This window comes from Chryseobacterium sp. HNCC26DJ239 (assembly GCF_057180445.1).
In genome coordinates this window covers 420,040-438,174 of the sequence record NZ_JBXUGJ010000002.1, presented here as the reverse complement: position 1 = coordinate 438,174, position 18,135 = coordinate 420,040, and the positions used below count along the sequence as shown (strand labels likewise).

Below are 18,135 nucleotides of genomic sequence, written 5' to 3'. Positions count from 1 at the left end.
GATTAGGATTTCTTGGAAATAAGGATCTTAGAATTATCTGCATTCAGAATTTTCTTTCTGAAATTTACATAGTCATTAAATTTTTCTTTAGCGTAGATCCCTTTTTTTATTTGAATTGTTCGTCTTACTATTAATTTGGTGTCTTTTTTCTCAAAATTAAGACTATAAGTTCCGAATTCTGAACTAACTGTTCCATTTTGGGGAAGTTCTTCTATAAAATATCCTTGGGGAAGCTCATAAGAGATTTCAGATTCGTCTTCGTAGGCAAATTGAGTTTCAAAAGGCAGATTTCTGGTTTCATTTTCGTGATAAAACCCTTCACTATATATCGGTACCGCTCTAAAGATAAAGCTATTTCCTACCATTTTAGAATAATTGGAAGCTTTAAAATCTACGTCGTACTGAATAGAGGCTACATCTCGGTTATTGGTAAAATTGTTCATCTCTACATTTTCAAAATTAAGAGTTGACAATCTCGATTTAATAGCGTCGTTTCTTTCCTTTTGAGAAAGCCCTGAAAACATCAGATTAAAATCGTACTGATTTCCGGTATAGTTAAATTTGGCTTTTCCGGTAATGGTTTTATCTGTATTAATTACAATATCCACTATTTGTTTCTCTTTGTTTTCTTTTGCTGTATAAACCGGAGTTTCAACAACTTCTATCCCAGTTGGTTTTACCGCTAAAACATTACGGTCTGTTGTACTATAACTCAAGTGATTGAATGCAATATCTTGGGAAGTATTTTCTAACCAAATTGTCCCTTTTTCTGTTGGTACCATTAGAATAATATGATTTCCTCCCATTTTTGGAAAATCTTCATCAAAAGACACCGAAGAATTGGCAGAATTTATTTTACAATAATATGAAGGAATCCCTGCTTCGTCTAATAATATTTTCATATAAGTAGATAGACCTTTACAATCTCCATAACCTTTTTTTTGAACCTCATCGGGCAACATAGGTTGCCATCCTCCAATTCCTAAAGCCACAAAAATATATCGTGTTTTACTTTGCATATACTGATATATTTTTTTTACTTTTTCTTCTGTAGATCCCTGTAAATTTAGACTTGCAACTTCCGCTTTTATTGCAGGTGTTGAAACAAATACTGGCTCCAAAATATTTTTATGGTACCAAATTCCAAAATCCTTCCAATTGTCGATAGTTCCTTGCTTTCCTTCAAGATTAAATTTAGAAAGAGCAAAACTTACTTTTGGTAAAATTTTTTGTGGATTGGGAACCAAAACTTCATTATCTAAGGCTGGAATGTTTTCATAAGTATATGTTTTTACATTTCCATTAACATTTGCCTTTACAGAAGCATATCCAAAAGGTGAATCATAGATTTTTGAACGGAGATTAATTCCTGAATTATTAATAATAGAAACAGAACTTTTTTCTAAAGAAATATTAAAATTTCCAAACGGCGTAAAATCTGGAATAAAGACTGTATTTTCATCTTTTTGATCGTAAGAAAATTCTACTGTGTAAGGAAACGATGTAGGCGTATAATTTAATATCAATGCTCTACTGTCTGAATAAAAAGCACCTTGACTGTTGGCTGCCACATCTAAAAAGTCACTTTTAGAAAAAGATTTTATTTTTTTGCCTGTTTCATCATAAACAATTACTTTAACATTGCTTACAATATCTCCTTTTGTGTAAAAAATTCTTGGAGCCGCATATCCTACCGCTTCTTTATTAAGGACACTTACTACAGAATGATTTTTATAGACAATTTCATCAATTTTATTGATTTCAATTTGCATACTTTCATCACGAATTACAGCACTTGCGTTTTTCTTTAAAGTCTCATTGATTGTCGAAACAGGATAATTTTGTGAATAAAAAAAGGGAGCCGCTAAAATTGCGCCGGCTACAAAAATTTTCATGGGTGTTTTAATTTTCCCAAAAATAGAAAAATATTCATAGAAAACCTCTTACAATTCTAAAATTTGAGAAATAAAAAAAAGAGACTACGAATAGCCTCTTTTCAAAAATATTTTAAACAAATTATGCGTCTATCTTAGCATATTTTGCATTTTTCTCGATAAATTCTCTTCTTGGCGGAACTTCGTCTCCCATCAACATAGAGAAAACACTGTCTGCTTCTACCGCATTTTCAATTGTTACCTGCTTTAGAATTCTGTGTTCTGGGTTTAGAGTAGTTTCCCAAAGCTGCTCTGGGTTCATCTCTCCAAGACCTTTGTAACGTTGTACCTCTACTCCTTTTCCGTCTGGTGACATTTCTAGAGTAAACTCTTCACGTTCTTTTTCGTTATAAGCGTACACTTTTTTGTTACCTTTCTTCAATAAATATAAAGGCGGTTGTGCAATATAGATGTAGCCATTCTCAATCAATTCTTTCATATATCTAAAGAAGAATGTAAGAATCAACGTAGAGATGTGAGAACCATCGATATCGGCATCGGTCATGATTACGATTTTGTGATAACGAAGTTTTACCATATTCAACGCTTTTGAATCTTCTTCTGTACCAACAGAAACTCCAAGTGCGGTGTAAATATTTTTAATCTCCTCATTATCATATACTTTATGAAGCATAGATTTTTCAACATTCAAAATCTTACCTCTTAACGGAAGGATTGCCTGGAAGAATCTATCTCTACCTTGCTTCGCCGTTCCACCTGCTGAATCTCCCTCTACTAAGAAAATTTCAGATTCTGCTGGGTCTTTAGAAGAACAGTCAGACAATTTTCCAGGAAGTCCAGAACCTCCCATTGGAGATTTTCTCTGAACCATTTCACGAGCTTTTTTCGCAGCTTGTCTCGCTTTTGCCGCTAAAACAACTTTTTGTACGATTAATTTCGCTTCATTTGGGTTTTCTTCTAGGAAGTTGGTAAGCATTTCCCCAACAATTTTATCTACAGCCCCAGAAACTTCAGAGTTTCCTAATTTTGTTTTGGTCTGCCCTTCAAATTGTGGTTCCATTACCTTTACAGAAACTACAGCAGTAAGACCTTCACGGAAGTCGTCTCCCGTAATATCTACTTTTTCTTTCTGTGGAATTCCCAAATCGTCTGCATATTTCTTCAACGTTCTCGTTAAAGCACGTCTGAAACCTGCTAAGTGAGTTCCTCCTTCATGCGTGTTGATGTTATTAACATAAGAGTGTAGATTTTCGTTGAATGACGTATTATAACGCATCGCAACTTCTACCGGAATATCGTCTCTTTCACCTTCCATGAAGATTACGTTTTCCATGATAGATTCTCTGTTTCCGTCGATAAAAGCAACGAATTCTTTTAGACCACCTTCAGAATGAAAAATTTCTGTTCTGAAAGAGCCATCTTCCAAAACTTCTCTTTCATCTGTAAGTCTAATCGTAATTCCTTTATTAAGATAAGAAAGTTCTCTTAAACGGTTTGCCAAAGTATCGTAGTTGTACACCAACTCTGTAAAGATGGTATCATCTGGCTGGAAAAACTGCTTAGTACCTCTTAATTCACTATTTCCAATTTCTTCAACGCCTGTTTGCGCCTTACCTTTAGAATAGATTTGCTGATAAACGTTTCCGTCTCTGTAAACCGTAGTCACCATTTCGTTAGAAAGCGCGTTCACACACGAAACCCCAACACCGTGAAGACCACCAGAAACTTTATAAGAATCTTTATCAAATTTACCTCCGGCTCCAATTTTGGTCATTACAACCTCAAGCGCAGATTTTTGTTCTTTTTCGTGAAAGTCTACCGGAATACCTCTACCGTTGTCCATCACCTCAATTCCGTTTCCTTCTTTTATGGAAACCGTAATGTTGTCGCAGTATCCTGCCAAAGCCTCATCAATCGAGTTATCTACCACCTCGTAAACCAAGTGGTGAAGCCCTCTTACACCTACATCCCCAATGTACATCGAAGGACGCATACGTACGTGCTCCATTCCTTCCAATGCCTGAATACTACTTGCTGTATATTGTTTCTGACTCATATTTAAGTGATTGCTACCAACAAATTTCAGATAGCTTAAAAGTTTATTTTTTAGTTAAAATGCTCACAAATATCGTGAAATTTTTCGGTTTATGAAAGTTAAAAATCGCCAAAAAATAAGGTTTACTAAAAAGAATTTTGAGAATCAAAAACAAAAGTTTTCAATATCAAAAGCAATGCCTAAGCAAAACTCTTTAAACTGTTTTAAATCATGCTATTTCCACATGAATAATCGCTAACTTTAACCTGAAAAATTCAAATACATATGGACGACTTTCTTGCCGCCCGCGCGCAGATGGCCATGTCTCTCGGGTTTCACATTATCTTTTCGTGTGTTGGTATGGTAATGCCTTTCTTAATGGCTTTTGCCCATTGGAAATATCTCAAAACAAAAAATGAAGTTTACAAAGGACTAACAAAAGCCTGGAGCAAAGGTGTAGCCATACTTTTTGCAACAGGAGCAGTTTCCGGAACGATGCTTTCTTTTGAGCTTGGACTTTTATGGCCAGAATTTATGAAACACGCAGGTCCCATCTTCGGAATGCCTTTTTCACTGGAAGGAACTGCATTTTTTATTGAAGCAATTGCCATCGGATTTTTTCTTTATGGTTGGGATAAATTCAATAAATGGTTTCATTGGTTTTGTGGGTTTTTGGTGGGTTTAAGTGGTTTAGCATCTGGTATTTTAGTGGTTGCCGCGAATGCTTGGATGAACTCTCCTGCAGGATTTGATTATGTTGACGGGCAATACCTTAATATAGACCCTATTAAAGCCATGTTTAATGAAGCTTGGTTTCCACAAGCCTTGCACATGACGGTTGCTGCGTTTTGTGCGACTGGTTTTGCCGTTGCAGGGGTTCATGCTCTTTTAATTTTACGAAAGAAAAATGTAGAATTTCATACCAAAGCTTTTAGAATAGCCGCTGGTTTTGCTTTAATTGGTGCATTTGGCGCTCCTCTTAGCGGAGATATTGCTGCAAAATCTGTAGCCAAAAGACAACCTATAAAATTGGCAGCCATGGAAGCTCATTTTGAAACAGAGAAAGGTGCTTCATTCGTTATTGGCGGAATTCCAGACGAAGAAAAAGCCGAAATAAAATATGCGGTAAAAATTCCGAAAGTTTTAAGCTTTTTGGTAAGTAATGATTTCAATTCTGAAGTAAAAGGTTTAAAAGATTTTCCGAAAGAAGAATGGCCTCCTGTTGCTGTTGTGCATTACTCTTTTCAGATCATGATTTTCTTCGGAGTGATTATGATTTTGATTGGTTCGGTTTACTTGTACGCACAATTTTTCAAAAAAGAATGGCTTACTAAAAATTGGTTGCTCAAAACCTTTTTCATCGCAACACCTTTCGGATACATCGCTTTGGAAGCAGGTTGGACCGTAACTGAAGTAGGACGACAACCATGGATTATTTATGGTATTATGAAAACTGCAGACGCAGTAACGCCAATGCCGGGAATTCAATACTCATTTTACTTTTTTACAGCAATTTTTGTCTCCTTATCATTAATTATTGTGTTTCTTTTGAACCGACAAATTAAAATGGTTCCGAAACTTTACGATCCTACAGACCCTAAGTTTAACGCTAAAAAAACGAACTCATGATTTACGTAGTTATAGGATTTTTATGGCTTTCTATTTGTGCTTACGTTATTTTAGGAGGAGCCGATTTTGGTGCAGGTATTGTGGAACTTTTCACGAAAGGAAAAGCAAAAACCCGCACCAAAGAAATCATGTACGAATCTATTGCGCCGGTTTGGGAAGCCAATCACATGTGGCTTATCATTGCCATTGTGATTCTTTTTGTAGGATTTCCAGAAATTTACACCACGCTTTCTACCTACCTTCACATTCCTTTAGTTTTACTATTGGTAGGAATTATTGCGAGAGGAACCGCTCTTACTTTCAGACATTATGATGCCGTGAATGATGATTGGCAAAAAGTATATACTCAAATATTTTATTACTCAAGTTTGCTTACTCCTTTTTTTCTAGGATTGATTGCAGCTGCAACCGTTTCAAGATCCATCAATCCAGATGCAAAAAGCTTTGTTGATTTATATATTTTCAGCTGGCTCAATTGGTTTGGCGTTGCGGTGGGATTGTTTACAGTTTCTATTTGTGCTTATTTGGCTTCGATTTTTGCTTTAAGAGAAACTACCGATCGTTTAGAATTGGGTTTAATGATCAAGAAATCTCATCAAACCATGCTTTTTGTGGTGGTAACCGGAGTTTTAGTATTTGTAACGGCTTATTTTTCAAACATTCCGCTTTTGTCCTGGATTTTTTCTAAACCTTTAGGAGTTATGGCAGTATCTTTTGCTACCATTTGCTTATTATTAATCTTAAGAGCCATGCATAAGCAAAAATTACTTCCCGTAAGAGCTTTAGCAGGATTTCAAATTATCATGATTTTGGTAGCCGCAACTTATCAACACAACCCGAATATCATTCTTTTTGGCAACGGAAATCATTTATCCTTATTAGAATATTCTGCAGCTGCTAAAACAATTTCAGCTTTGGGATGGGCTTTGGTTTTAGGCTCAGTCTTTATTTTACCGTTTTTATTTTACCTTATGATCTCATTCAGCAAGCAAAGGAAATAATGTAAACTAAATTTTACAAAGTTTTTTGCTCTGGCCAAGAAATATCTAAGGTTCTTATTGGGAAAGGTATACTTATTTTGTTAAGATCAAAAGCTTTTTTAATCTCAATAATTGCATGATGCCCTATTTTTAGATAATCGATTTGCTCTGTAGAATTACACCACATTCTAATGGTAAAATTAATAGAACTATCTCCAAATTCTGTATAAAACAAGGTAATTTCTTCAGATCTATCGAGTCCTTCTATATTTTTAACAGCATCGATAGCGGTTTGAGCAGCAAATTCTAAATCGTCATTATAAGAAACTCCAACTTGCAGATCTATCCTTCTTTTACCCAAAATAGAAAAATTTTCTATCGGACTCTGGAACACATCTTTATTCGGGATAATTACCATTTTACCCTGGAAAGTTTTAATCACCGTATCACGAAGGTTAATCTCCACCACTCTTCCCATATAATTATTAATCGATACAATATCTCCTATCTTGAGAGGCATTCTGAAACTGATAAAAATACCAGAAATAAAATTTGCTGCAATATCTTGAAAAGCAAAAGCCAACGCCAAACCAAGAATTCCCGCACCCGCAAGAATGGAAGTAACTGCTTTATCTAATTTTAAAATACTTAAGGCGGTAAAAAAAACAATTCCTAGAAATAAAATATAGACAAATGTGCTAAAAAGCGTATTTATAGTAATATTTTTCGAGATTTTATTAAAGACTTTTTCTGCAAATCTGCGAACATATTTAGCAATATAAAAACCACCTACCACGACTAAAGCCGCCATAAAAAGATTAGGTAAAATTTTTACTAACTCACTAAGCCAAAGCTCCAATTTAGTATTAAGAAGATCTATTGCTTTATTCAAATCAAACATGGTTAAAAAAATTTAGAATAAGAACTAAAATAATGAATTTATTACAAACAAACTACTTTTTAACTAAAACCAGCTCAACTCTTCTGTTTTTACGACGATCTTCTTCCGTATTTTCGGGATAAACAACAGGATTGAGATGACCTAAACCTTCAGCTTTAATTCTTTGCGAATCAATACCCATTTTAATTAAAAACTTACGAATAGCATCCGCTCTGGTAAAAGAAAGATTAAACGTTTTCAAATCTACATCTTCTCCATCAAAATTTTCATAATCACAACAAATATGACCTTGAAGTTCTACTTCTAAAGTTGGATTATTCTTTAAAATCTCAAATAACAAATACAACTTAGAAGTCCCTTTTGAAAGCCAAACGTGGCGACCTCCAATAAAATTCACATCAGGCAAAGAAAAAGTATCTTTCACTTTCATCTGAGCAATTTTCACATCAAAAAATCTGGGATAAGGTGCTCTGGAAATCTTTTCACCTTCTTCAAAATATCGTTCGATAAAAATATCAACACGTCGGTTTTTCCCCAATAAATCTTCAGAACTATTATCATTGATTTGCTTTGAAATCCCCAAGCCTACAGAACTTGCGAGATGAATATTATTGCCTATTTTTTTCTTTAAATAATCGGTAACTTTTTTTGCTCGATTTTCCGATAAAGATTTGTTTAAAGCCTCATTTCCAAGCGGATTAGCGTTCCCGAAAATTCTAAACATCAGTTTTGAATCTAGCTTTGCTAAACTATCAAGTTTCTTTTTTGAATTTTGGCTTAAATCTGAACTGTTATTCTCAAAATAGATAGAAGAAAGCATCTGCGAATTCACAGTTATAGAAAAGAAAAGAAGCAGCAAAAGAGTTTTCATCGTGATAGTTTTTCTTGTTAACGTGAAAATTAATTAATTATTTTTTTAATTATTTAAATTTACAAAAGGTTATACTCCATAAAAATTCTGCATTGAAATATTTTTTTTGCTACGCAGATTTTGATCTGCGAAAGCAATTTTCTGTAGGACTTTATTATAAAAAAAGTTCGGGCGGAAGCTTTGCTTCCGCCCGAACTAAAAGTATATTGTATATGATATTACACCAATTTCATCAACAAAACCTCATCAATTTTCTCCACTTTCACCAAACCACCTTTTGTAAGTGTTTTTGAAGCTTTGTCCCACTTCTTTCCTGAAAGTTTAGACTGAGTTTTTACATCAGCCAAAGCAATTTGCTCACCTGATTTTAGAATATCTAAAATAATATTTTCATCTTCACCCAATTCAATTTGAGGAGCTGCTTTTTCCGGCTTCATTTGCGGGAAAAACAACACTTCTTGAATTGATGGATTATTCGTTAAGAACATAATTAATCTATCCATACCGATACCTAATCCAGAAGTTGGCGGCATTCCGTATTCTAGAGCTCTTAGGAAGTCTTCATCGATAAATTGCCCAGCTTCATCATCACCTTTTGCAGATAATTTCAACTGCTCTTCAAAACGTTCTCTTTGGTCGATTGGGTCGTTCAACTCAGAATATGCGTTGGCAATTTCTTTACCACAAACCATTAATTCAAAACGCTCAGTAAGACCTTCTTTGCTTCTGTGTTTCTTGGTAAGCGGAGACATTTCAATCGGATAATCTGTAATGAAAGTCGGTTGAATGAAGTTTCCTTCACATTTTTCGCCAAATATTTCGTCGATTAATTTTCCTTTCCCCATCGTTTCGTTTACATCGATTCCGATAGATTTTGCAAAGTCAAACAATTCCTGCTCAGATTTTCCAGTGATGTCGAAACCAGTAAATTTCAAAATAGCATCCGTCATCGAGATTCTTTCGTAAGGTGCTTTGAAATTCACTTTATGCTCTCCGAAAGTAGCTTCAGTAGTACCATTTACCTGCATTGCACAGAATTCCAACAGTTTTTCTGTGAAATCCATCATCCAATTGTAATCTTTGTACGCCACATAGATTTCCATTGCCGTAAATTCTGGGTTATGCGTTCTATCCATTCCTTCATTTCTGAAGTTTTTAGAGAATTCATAAACTCCATCAAAACCACCTACAATAAGTCTTTTCAAGTACAATTCGTTGGCAATTCTCATGTATAACGGAATATCCAAAGCGTTGTGATGTGTAATGAAAGGTCTTGCAGCAGCTCCACCAGGAATTGCCTGTAGAATAGGCGTTTCAACTTCGAAATATCCTGCATCATTAAAGAAAGTTCTCATCGCGTTGAACAATTTTGTTCTTTTCACGAAAATTTCTTTCACTTGAGGATTCACCGTTAAATCTACATAACGTTGTCTGTATCTCAATTCTGGGTCTGTAAACCCGTCATGAACTACTCCATTTTCGTCTGTTTTTGCTTGTGGTAAAGGTCTTAAAGCTTTTGTTAAAAGGGTAAAGTTTTTAACCAAAACCGTTTTTTCTCCAACTTGAGTAGTGAACAACTCTCCTTCAACACCGATAATATCACCGATGTCTAAAAGATGCTTGTAAACGTCATTATATAAAGTTTTGTCTTCACCTGTACAGATTTCGTCACGGTTGAAGTACACCTGAATTTTCCCTGTAGAATCTTGCAATTCAGCAAAAGAAGCTTTCCCTTGAATACGACGAGACATCAATCTTCCCGCGATTTTCACCTGTTTACTTTCTGCGAAATCCTGTTTTATAGATTCTGTAGTATCTGTAATTTTGTATTCTTCCGCTGGGAATGCGTTGATTCCCATTTCAACAAGCTTATTCAGCTTTTCTCTTCTAATGATTTCCTGTTCTGATAATTGCATTTTGCTTCGATTTTTTTCGAATTGCAAAAATAGTGAATTTTAGCTGTTTATGAAACCTCAAATTTATTTTAACCACAAAAGTTATAAAAGTTTTATATTATACTAAAGATAATATGGTTTCAGCTTTAAAGTTCAAATAAATAAAATCGTAAAATTCTTGGTGAAAAAATCTTTTATTACTCCGGAATCGCAGCCCGACTTGAACGGAAATCCTTTTTTGGTGGCTGAGCGTAGTCGAAGCTACCAAAAAAGATTGGGAGTGGAAGGCGGAAAAGCTGCCCTAACAAAAAAATTAATCGAAACAACTGTTCCTTTCGGATTTCGGAACGAAAGTCCAAGCCAAAAAACGGCTTATTTTCTGACCTTGAGCCATGTCTATGGTTTTCACTTCAATTGCTTTTACTTTTTTAAGCAAAGAATTGAGCTTTGGAAGATTTTCTTTTTTAGAAATAAGGCAAGTAAACCACAATACATTCGACTGAAAAAGAGTGCTTTCTTCAATCATTTTGCTTACAAAAGCAATTTCTCCACCATCGCACCACAATTCGTTGTGCTGACCAGAAAAATTGAAATTTGTGGGTTTCTTTTTTGAAGATTTTAGATTTTTTGTTTTTCTAAAATTTCCTTTTAAAGCAGCTTCTTCAGACTCATGAAAAGGCGGATTACACATAGAAAAAGTAAATTTATCTTTCTCAGAAATGACGTTCTTAAAAATAAATTGAGAGTCTTTTTGGTGTACCAACTCCACATTCGATTGAATGCCTGAATTTTGACTTAAAATTGCTTCAGCATTTTCTAAAGATTCTTTGCTGATATCACTTCCAACCATCTTCCAACCATAGATTTGATGCGCTAGAAGCGGATAAACCAAACTTGCGCCCGTTCCGATGTCTAAACCTTTTATATTTTTAGGAATTTCATTGAAAGTTTCTTTAAGCAAATCAGCAATATAATGCACATAATCTGCTCTTCCGGGAATGGGCGGACAAAGATTAGAATCTGGAATATCCCAATTTTTAATGCCGTAAAAATGTTGTAAAAGTCCTTTATTAAGAAGTTTTACAGCTTTTGGAATGCTGAAATTGATGGTAAAATTACCATAAGCATTTTTAAAAACATAGTGTTTCAAATCTGGCACACAAGAAATAAGGTCGGCGAAATCATACGAATTGCGATGCAGATTTCTTGTGTGCAGAGTTGATTTTTCAGAAGTCATACAAAAAAATTACTTCTGGCTAAGAATATATTTTACCATTTTTTTAGCATCATCCTTACTAAGATTTGGATGTGCAGCCATTGGAACTTCGCCCCAAACACCGCTTCCTCCGTTGATAATCTTATCTGCCAAATTGTCTAAATCTTTTTCAGAATATTTTTGTGCTACACTTTTGTAGCTTGGCCCCACCATTTTTTCATTGATTTGATGACACGCCAAACAATCTGCAGATTCAATAAGGATTTTACCCTCATCTTCTGGAGAAGAAACCGCAGAAGAAGAAGTTTGCTCATTCAGTTTTTGCATTTCTTGGTTTCGCAATGCATTTTCGTCTACTTTTTCTTCCTTCTTAGAACAAGAAAGCGCCAAAAATAAACCGCTGAAATAAAACAGTTTTTTCATTATTTTGCTGCTGTAGAATCTGTTGTTGCAGGTGCTGCTGCAGGAGTTGCTACAACTTCAGTTTTTGTAGAATCTGCAGGTACAACTTGAGCTTCTGGCTCTTCTAACATAGTGTTACTGTCTTGTAAAGAGTGGTCTGCTTTCTTAGAACAGCTTGCCATTACTAAACCTCCGATAAATGCGATTGCTAATACTTTTTTCATATTTAAAATTATTTTTTCTAAACTTTAGCAAAAGTATAAAAAATAATGTTCGGTAAAGGAAATTAACCGCATTAAAAAAATCATCTAAAGATTAATTTCAAATTAATTTGTAGTAAAGAAAAATTTTCTACATTTGCAGTATGATTATTTCAAACAACAGAAATTGGTGGTGGCTTTCAAACTCTTCGTCGGGTCTGAAGCTATTGTCTTGTTGTTAAAATACAACCAGAAATTTATAGAAAAATATACAGAGACTTTGACGATTGCGTTGAAGTCTTTTTTATTTTCCATCCTTAAAAAAAAATCAAAAAAAATGTTTGCAGAAAAAATTAAAATAAAAACCTCATCAAAAAAAATGCTTGGCGACTTGCAAACGCCAATGAATATTTACTTACAGCTTCGGGATAAATACAGAGATACGATTCTTTTGGAAAGCTCAGATTCTAAAAATATAGATGGTAATTTCTCTTTTATCGCCATCAATGCCATTGCAGGAATTGAAATTAGAAATCGCTCTGAATTTGAACTCAAATTTCCAAACCAAGACCCAGAAAAAAAACCTTTAGAAAACATACAACTTACCGATTTGCTTTTTGAATTTTCGAAAGCATTTGATTGTGCCGAAACAAAAGATGCAATAGAAAAAACGGCGCAAAGTCTATTCGGATATACCAGTTTTGATGCGGTTCAATTCTTTGAAAGTATTGAATTTAAACCTCAATCTAAAGAAATTGAAATCCCATTAATGCGCTACAGATTGTATCAATACGTGATTGCCATTAATCATTTTAACGACGAAATGCATCTTATTGAAAACGAAATCAGCGGTTTAAAATCTGAATTGCGTACCATTGAAGATTTAATTAAAAACAAAAACGCCGTAGTTTATCCATTCGAAAAAACTTCTGAAGAAACCTCTAATTTAACTGATGAAGAATATCTAAATTTGGTAAAATCTGCACAGAAAAACTGTATGAGAGGCGATGTTTTTCAATTGGTTTTAAGCAGAAGGTTCGAACAAAAATTTCAGGGAGATGAATTCAATGTTTATCGGGCTTTGCGAAACATCAATCCATCACCCTACCTTTTCTACTTTGACTATGGAAGTTATAAAATTTTCGGTTCCAGCCCAGAAAGTCAGCTTATTATAAAAGACAAAAAAGCGGTAATTCATCCTATTGCTGGAACTTTTAAAAGAACCGGCGACTTTGAAACCGATTTACAGTCTATTGAAGCACTCAAAAAAGACCCAAAAGAAAACGCTGAACATACAATGCTCGTCGATTTGGCGCGAAACGATTTAGGAAAAAATGGAAAAAATATAACCGTTACCAAACTCAAAGAAATTCAACTTTTCTCGCACGTTATTCACATGGTAAGTGAAGTTACCGCTGAACTTGAAGAAGACACAAACCCTTTTGAAATCGTCGGAAACACCTTTCCGCAAGGAACTTTAAGCGGAGCTCCAAAATACCGAGCTTTGGAATTAATTGATGAATATGAAAAAGATTCCCGAGGATATTACGGTGGCTGCATAGGAATGGTCGGCTTAAACGGAGACTGCAACCAAGCGATTATGATTAGAACATTTTTAAGTAAAAACAACACCCTATTCTATCAAGCCGGAGCCGGAATCGTCGCGAAATCTAATCCAGAAAGCGAACTTCAGGAAGTTAATAATAAATTAGGCGCTTTGAAAAAAGCGATTAGCAAGGCTAAAAAAATTGTTAATGGTTAATTATTAATTGTTATAAAATGAAGGAAAATAACATTATAAAAAAGAAAAGTTTTGATTTTGCTATCCTAATTATCAAGCTTTATCAATATTTGACAAATGATAAAAAAGAATTTGTTCTAAGTAAACAAATTTTGCGAAGCGGAACAAGTGTTGGAGCAATGGTTAGAGAAAGTGAGCACGCACAAAGCAGGGCTGATTTTATTCATAAATTATCTATCGCCCAAAAGGAGATTAATGAAACAATTTATTGGCTAGAATTATTTCAAGCAACTAATTACCTTTCACCTCAGGAATTTGAAAGTATTAATGAAAATGCAGTTGAAATTATTAAGCTAATAACAAGGATCATTAAAACGACTAAAAACAACAATTAACAATTGATAATTAACAATTATGAAAATATTAGTTTTCGACAATTACGACAGTTTCACCTACAATCTTGTGCAAATGATTGAGCAAATTGTTGGCGAAAAAGTAGATGTCTTTAGAAACGATAAAATCTCATTAGAAGAGATTGAAAAATATGATAAAATCATTCTTTCTCCCGGACCTGGAATTCCCGAAGAAGCCGGAATTTTATTGGATGTAATTAAAAAATATGCGCCTACAAAATCTATTTTCGGTGTTTGTTTGGGGCAACAAGCCATTGCAGAAGCTTTTGGCGGAAGTTTGATGAACCTTTCGGAAATTTATCACGGAGTAGCAACGGAAGCAACTCAAACCAAAGAACACAAACTCTTCCGCAACTTACCTAAAACTTTGGAAGTCGGGCGTTATCATTCTTGGGCGGTGAATCCTAAAGACTTTCCAAACGAACTTGAAGTAACAAGTCTTGACCAAAACGGAATGATTATGAGTTTAAAACATAAAACTTACGATGTACATGCGGTTCAATATCACCCTGAAAGTATTTTAACGCCCGATGGAAAACAGATTTTAGAAAACTTTTTGAATGATTGACTATGAAAAAATATATTCTATCAATATTATCATTGATTTTTCTTTTTCTGACAATAATCCTGACAACAACCTTTATTAAAAGATTAAATATGAATTATAATGAGGAAGGCAGATATTTTGACGAAATATCGACGGTTGTTTATGAAGAGCAGTCTAAAGAAATATTTGGCTTCTTAAGTATTATTTCCATAATCATAACTAGTTTTATCATTTACAAAACAGTAAAAATATTTTACAAAAGTTAGAGAATAGATTAATACATCACTCATTCTAAATAAAAACGCTCCAAAACAATGAAACAAATCCTACAATATCTCTTCAATCATCATACTTTGACAAAAGCCGAAGCAAAAGCCATTTTGATTGAAATTTCACAAAATAAATTCAACGAAAGCGAGGTTATCTCTTTCATCACGGTATTTTTAATGCGAACCATTACTTTGCAGGAGTTGGAAGGTTTCCGTGAAGCATTGCTACAATTGGCAAAACCTGTTGACTTGGGCACTCATGATTTGGTAGACATTGTGGGAACCGGCGGCGACGGAAAAAACACGTTTAATATTTCAACTTTAGCGAGTTTTATTGTTGCAGGAACTGGTCAAAAAGTCTCAAAACAAGGCAATTACGGAGCTTCTTCCATTTCAGGTTCGTCCAATGTTTTGGAAGAATTGGGTTACAAATTCAAAGACAATTCTGAAGATTTGAGAGCCGATTTAGAGAAAGCTAATATCTGTTTTCTTCACGCTCCTTTGTTTCATCCCGCTTTAAAATCTGTGGCTCCGCTTAGAAAACAGCTCGGTTTGAAAACTTTTTTCAATTTGCTGGGTCCATTGGTAAATCCGGCTCGTCCTAATTTTACGATGATTGGAGTTGCCAATTTAGAGATTGCACGAGTGTATCAATATCTTTTACAAAAGCAAAAAAATGAATTTATGCTCGTTCATGCTTTGGATGGTTATGATGAAATTTCATTAACGGGAGACACAAAAATATTCAACAAAACTGGTGAAAAAATCTATTCTGCGGAAGATTTAAAGTTTAAAAACATTTCTTCAGAAAGTATTTTCGGTGGCGAAACGAAAGAAGAAGCTGCAAAAATATTTATGAAAATTTTAGAAGGAAGCGGAACGGAGGAACAAAATTCTGTTGTTCTTGCCAATGCTTCCATTGCTTTAGAAAACACAGGAAAATACGGAAATTATGAAAATTGTTTGGCTTTAGCAAAGGAAAGTTTAGAGAGCGGGAAAGCATTGAAATCACTTCGTTCAATTATTAATGATTAATGGTTAATGATTAGCAAAAAATATTATTTAAAATTTTAACAATTAATAATTTACAATTGATAATTATTAAAAATGAACATCCTCGATACCATCATAGAAAGAAAAAAACAGGAAATTTCAGAAGCAAAATCTAAAATTTCTGTGGAACAGCTAAAAGATTCCGAATTTTTTGAAAGGAAAACTTTTTCATTGAAAGAAACTTTGAAATCAAAATCTGGAATTATTGCAGAATTTAAAAGAAAATCGCCAAGCAAAGGCATTATTAATGATAAAGTTTCGCCTTTGGAAGTCGTTTCAGATTATGAAAAACATGGAGCAAGTGCGGTTTCAATCTTGACGGATAACGATTTTTTCGGAGGAAGTTTTAATGATATTTTGAGCGTTCGAAATCATATTAACGTCCCGATTTTAAGGAAAGATTTTATGATTGATGAATATCAATTTTATGAAGCAAAATCTATCGGAGCAGACGTTATTTTGTTGATTGCGGCTTGCCTTTCACCCAATCAGGTTTTAGAATTTACAGAATTGGCTCATTCTTTAAACCTTGAAGTTTTATTAGAAATTCATTCTGAAGAAGAATTAAAACACATCAATCCAGCCATTGATTTTGTCGGAATCAACAACAGAAATTTAAAAGATTTCAAAGTGAATTTACAACATTCTGTAGAGTTGAAAAATCAGCTTCCAAAAGATATTTTCAGCATCGCCGAAAGCGGAATTTATAATGAAAATGACTTCCTGTTTTTAAAAGAAAAAGGCTTTGATGGATTTTTGATGGGCGAATATTTTATGAGAGGTAATAAATTCTCCGAATTCATTACCAATGTAGCAATGTAAGAATCTAACAATTTACCAATGATGGAAAGCCAAAAGCCAGAAACTAAAAGTCAATTGCAAATTAAAGTATGCGGTTTGACAAAGCTCAATCAAATTAAAGAATTGATTGAGTTGAAAGTTGATTTTTTAGGATTTATATTCTACGAAAAATCTCCGAGATATGTTCTGAATCATCTGAATTTAGAGCAAATTTCAGAAATTAATCATCAAGGAAAAGTTGGTGTTTTTGTAAATGAGTCAATTGAAAAAATTATTGAAATCTCAAAAAAAGCAAATTTAAATTTTGTTCAACTTCATGGCGATGAAAATGAAGATTTTATTTCAAAACTAAGACAACAACTGAATCCAAGAATTGGGATTATTAAAGTGGTAAGAATAAACTCTGTCATTCTGAACGAAACGAAGTACAGTGAAGAATCTCTGAGATTCCTCGTTCCTCGAAATGACATTGATTACATTTTATTCGACACGGATTCCAAAGTTTATGGAGGAACAGGAAAAACTTTTGATTGGAATATTTTAAATAAAATCGAAATCCCTCTTCCCTACTTTTTGAGTGGCGGAATTTCGTTGGAAAATGTGGAAGAATTGAAAAACTTTGTCAAAGTTAATCAACAGGAAAATAAAAATTTGAACAAGTTGAGTTCCCCGTTCGCAATCGACATTAATTCAAAATTTGAAATCGACGCAGGAAATAAAGATTTAGGAAAAATAAAAACATTTATAAATTTGATAGGAGTCACGAAGTGACGACTTAGTAAAGGATAGGATAAAGTCCTATCTTCAAAAAAACACAAAAAGATAAAAATGGCACAGTCATTAGTTAAAAATTACGTTCATATTATTTTTACCACAAAACATAGAAATGATTTTATTGACAATGCAATCGAAAAAGAACTATACTCTTATATTTCAATAATTTGTAAGGATAATGACAGTCCTGCAATTAAAATTGGAGGCACGGAAAATCACATTCATATCCTGCTAACATTGTCAAGAAAATATGCGTTGATGCATGTAATTCAAGAAATAAAAGCTCATTCATCACGATGGATTAAAACAAAAGGAAAAAAATATGAAAACTTCTTTTGGCAAGATGGTTATGGTGCATTTTCTGTAAGTCAAAAACATGTATTTGCAACTATAAATTACATTAAAAATCAAAAAGAACATCATCAAAATGAAGATTTCAAAGATGAATTTTTAACCATTTTGAAAAAATATGAAACTAAATATGATGAAAAATACCTTTGGGATTAATTTTCA

At 33.8% G+C, this 18,135-nt stretch carries 17 protein-coding genes; 9 read left to right on the top strand and 8 right to left on the bottom strand.

Features of this window, described 5'->3' with window-relative positions:
* Positions 1-2 precede the first annotated feature (2 nt).
* Together AC2A1D_RS05745 and gyrB are read right to left on the bottom strand one after the other, a co-directional pair.
* Positions 3-1,895, bottom strand: coding sequence for a DUF3857 domain-containing protein (locus AC2A1D_RS05745; RefSeq protein ID WP_484042674.1), 1,893 nt, complete (start codon positions 1,893-1,895; stop codon positions 3-5).
* A 121-nt stretch (positions 1,896-2,016) separates the two neighbouring features.
* Positions 2,017-3,951: a DNA topoisomerase (ATP-hydrolyzing) subunit B gene (gyrB, locus tag AC2A1D_RS05740; RefSeq protein WP_484042673.1), complete on the bottom strand. Its 1,935-nt coding sequence runs from the start codon at positions 3,949-3,951 to the stop codon at positions 2,017-2,019.
* A gap of 264 nt (positions 3,952-4,215) precedes the next feature.
* Here gyrB and AC2A1D_RS05735 point away from each other — a divergent pair, with 264 nt between their 5' ends.
* Positions 4,216-5,559, top strand: coding sequence for a cytochrome ubiquinol oxidase subunit I (locus tag AC2A1D_RS05735; protein WP_484042672.1), 1,344 nt, complete (start codon positions 4,216-4,218; stop codon positions 5,557-5,559).
* Positions 5,556-6,560 (top strand): cytochrome d ubiquinol oxidase subunit II, encoded by a 1,005-nt coding sequence (locus AC2A1D_RS05730; protein ID WP_484042671.1) that lies wholly within the window; start codon positions 5,556-5,558, stop codon positions 6,558-6,560. Before AC2A1D_RS05735 ends, AC2A1D_RS05730 begins: the two co-directional genes overlap by 4 nt.
* Positions 6,561-6,573: 13 nt before the next feature.
* On the opposite strand, the gene AC2A1D_RS05725 is transcribed toward AC2A1D_RS05730, so the two are convergent.
* The 6 genes from AC2A1D_RS05725 to AC2A1D_RS05700 form a co-directional block, all read right to left on the bottom strand.
* The gene (locus AC2A1D_RS05725; protein WP_484042670.1) at positions 6,574-7,440 is read right to left on the bottom strand and encodes a mechanosensitive ion channel family protein; all 867 of its coding nucleotides are present in this window, start codon (positions 7,438-7,440) and stop codon (positions 6,574-6,576) included.
* Positions 7,441-7,492: 52 nt separating this feature from the next.
* Positions 7,493-8,311, bottom strand: coding sequence for an OmpA family protein (locus AC2A1D_RS05720; protein ID WP_484042669.1), 819 nt, complete (start codon positions 8,309-8,311; stop codon positions 7,493-7,495).
* 218 nt (positions 8,312-8,529) lie between these two features.
* Positions 8,530-10,227, bottom strand: coding sequence for a lysine--tRNA ligase (gene lysS, locus AC2A1D_RS05715; RefSeq protein WP_484042668.1), 1,698 nt, complete (start codon positions 10,225-10,227; stop codon positions 8,530-8,532).
* A 292-nt stretch (positions 10,228-10,519) separates the two neighbouring features.
* Positions 10,520-11,443 (bottom strand): 23S rRNA (adenine(1618)-N(6))-methyltransferase RlmF, encoded by a 924-nt coding sequence (gene rlmF / locus AC2A1D_RS05710; RefSeq protein ID WP_484042667.1) that lies wholly within the window; start codon positions 11,441-11,443, stop codon positions 10,520-10,522.
* Between the two features lie 9 nt (positions 11,444-11,452).
* Positions 11,453-11,845 (bottom strand): c-type cytochrome, encoded by a 393-nt coding sequence (locus tag AC2A1D_RS05705; protein WP_484042666.1) that lies wholly within the window; start codon positions 11,843-11,845, stop codon positions 11,453-11,455.
* Positions 11,845-12,048 carry a hypothetical protein gene (locus AC2A1D_RS05700; protein ID WP_484042665.1) on the bottom strand — a complete coding sequence of 68 codons (204 nt, stop codon included), beginning with the start codon at positions 12,046-12,048 and terminating at the stop codon, positions 11,845-11,847. Before AC2A1D_RS05700 ends, AC2A1D_RS05705 begins: the two co-directional genes overlap by 1 nt.
* Positions 12,049-12,361: 313 nt before the next feature.
* On the opposite strand from AC2A1D_RS05700, the gene AC2A1D_RS05695 reads away from it, so the two are divergent.
* From AC2A1D_RS05695 to tnpA, 7 genes are all read left to right on the top strand, one after another.
* On the top strand, positions 12,362-13,786 hold the full coding sequence (locus AC2A1D_RS05695; protein WP_484042664.1) for an anthranilate synthase component I family protein: 1,425 nt from the start codon (positions 12,362-12,364) through the stop codon (positions 13,784-13,786).
* Positions 13,787-13,803: 17 nt separating this feature from the next.
* Complete coding sequence (locus AC2A1D_RS05690) at positions 13,804-14,160, top strand: four helix bundle protein (RefSeq protein WP_484042663.1); 357 nt, start codon at positions 13,804-13,806, stop codon at positions 14,158-14,160.
* 19 nt (positions 14,161-14,179) lie between these two features.
* Complete coding sequence (locus AC2A1D_RS05685; RefSeq protein ID WP_484042662.1) at positions 14,180-14,746, top strand: anthranilate synthase component II; 567 nt, start codon at positions 14,180-14,182, stop codon at positions 14,744-14,746.
* A gap of 293 nt (positions 14,747-15,039) precedes the next feature.
* Complete coding sequence (gene trpD / locus AC2A1D_RS05680; protein WP_484042661.1) at positions 15,040-16,029, top strand: anthranilate phosphoribosyltransferase; 990 nt, start codon at positions 15,040-15,042, stop codon at positions 16,027-16,029.
* Positions 16,030-16,101: 72 nt separating this feature from the next.
* Positions 16,102-16,869, top strand: a complete 768-nt coding sequence (trpC, locus tag AC2A1D_RS05675; RefSeq protein WP_484042660.1) for an indole-3-glycerol phosphate synthase TrpC — start codon at positions 16,102-16,104, stop codon at positions 16,867-16,869.
* Positions 16,870-16,887: 18 nt separating this feature from the next.
* A complete protein-coding gene (locus tag AC2A1D_RS05670; protein WP_484042659.1) occupies positions 16,888-17,619 on the top strand; it encodes a phosphoribosylanthranilate isomerase in 732 nt (243 codons plus the stop codon).
* 57 nt (positions 17,620-17,676) lie between these two features.
* Positions 17,677-18,129 carry an IS200/IS605 family transposase gene (gene tnpA, locus AC2A1D_RS05665; RefSeq protein ID WP_484042658.1) on the top strand — a complete coding sequence of 151 codons (453 nt, stop codon included), beginning with the start codon at positions 17,677-17,679 and terminating at the stop codon, positions 18,127-18,129.
* Positions 18,130-18,135: the final 6 nt, after the last annotated feature.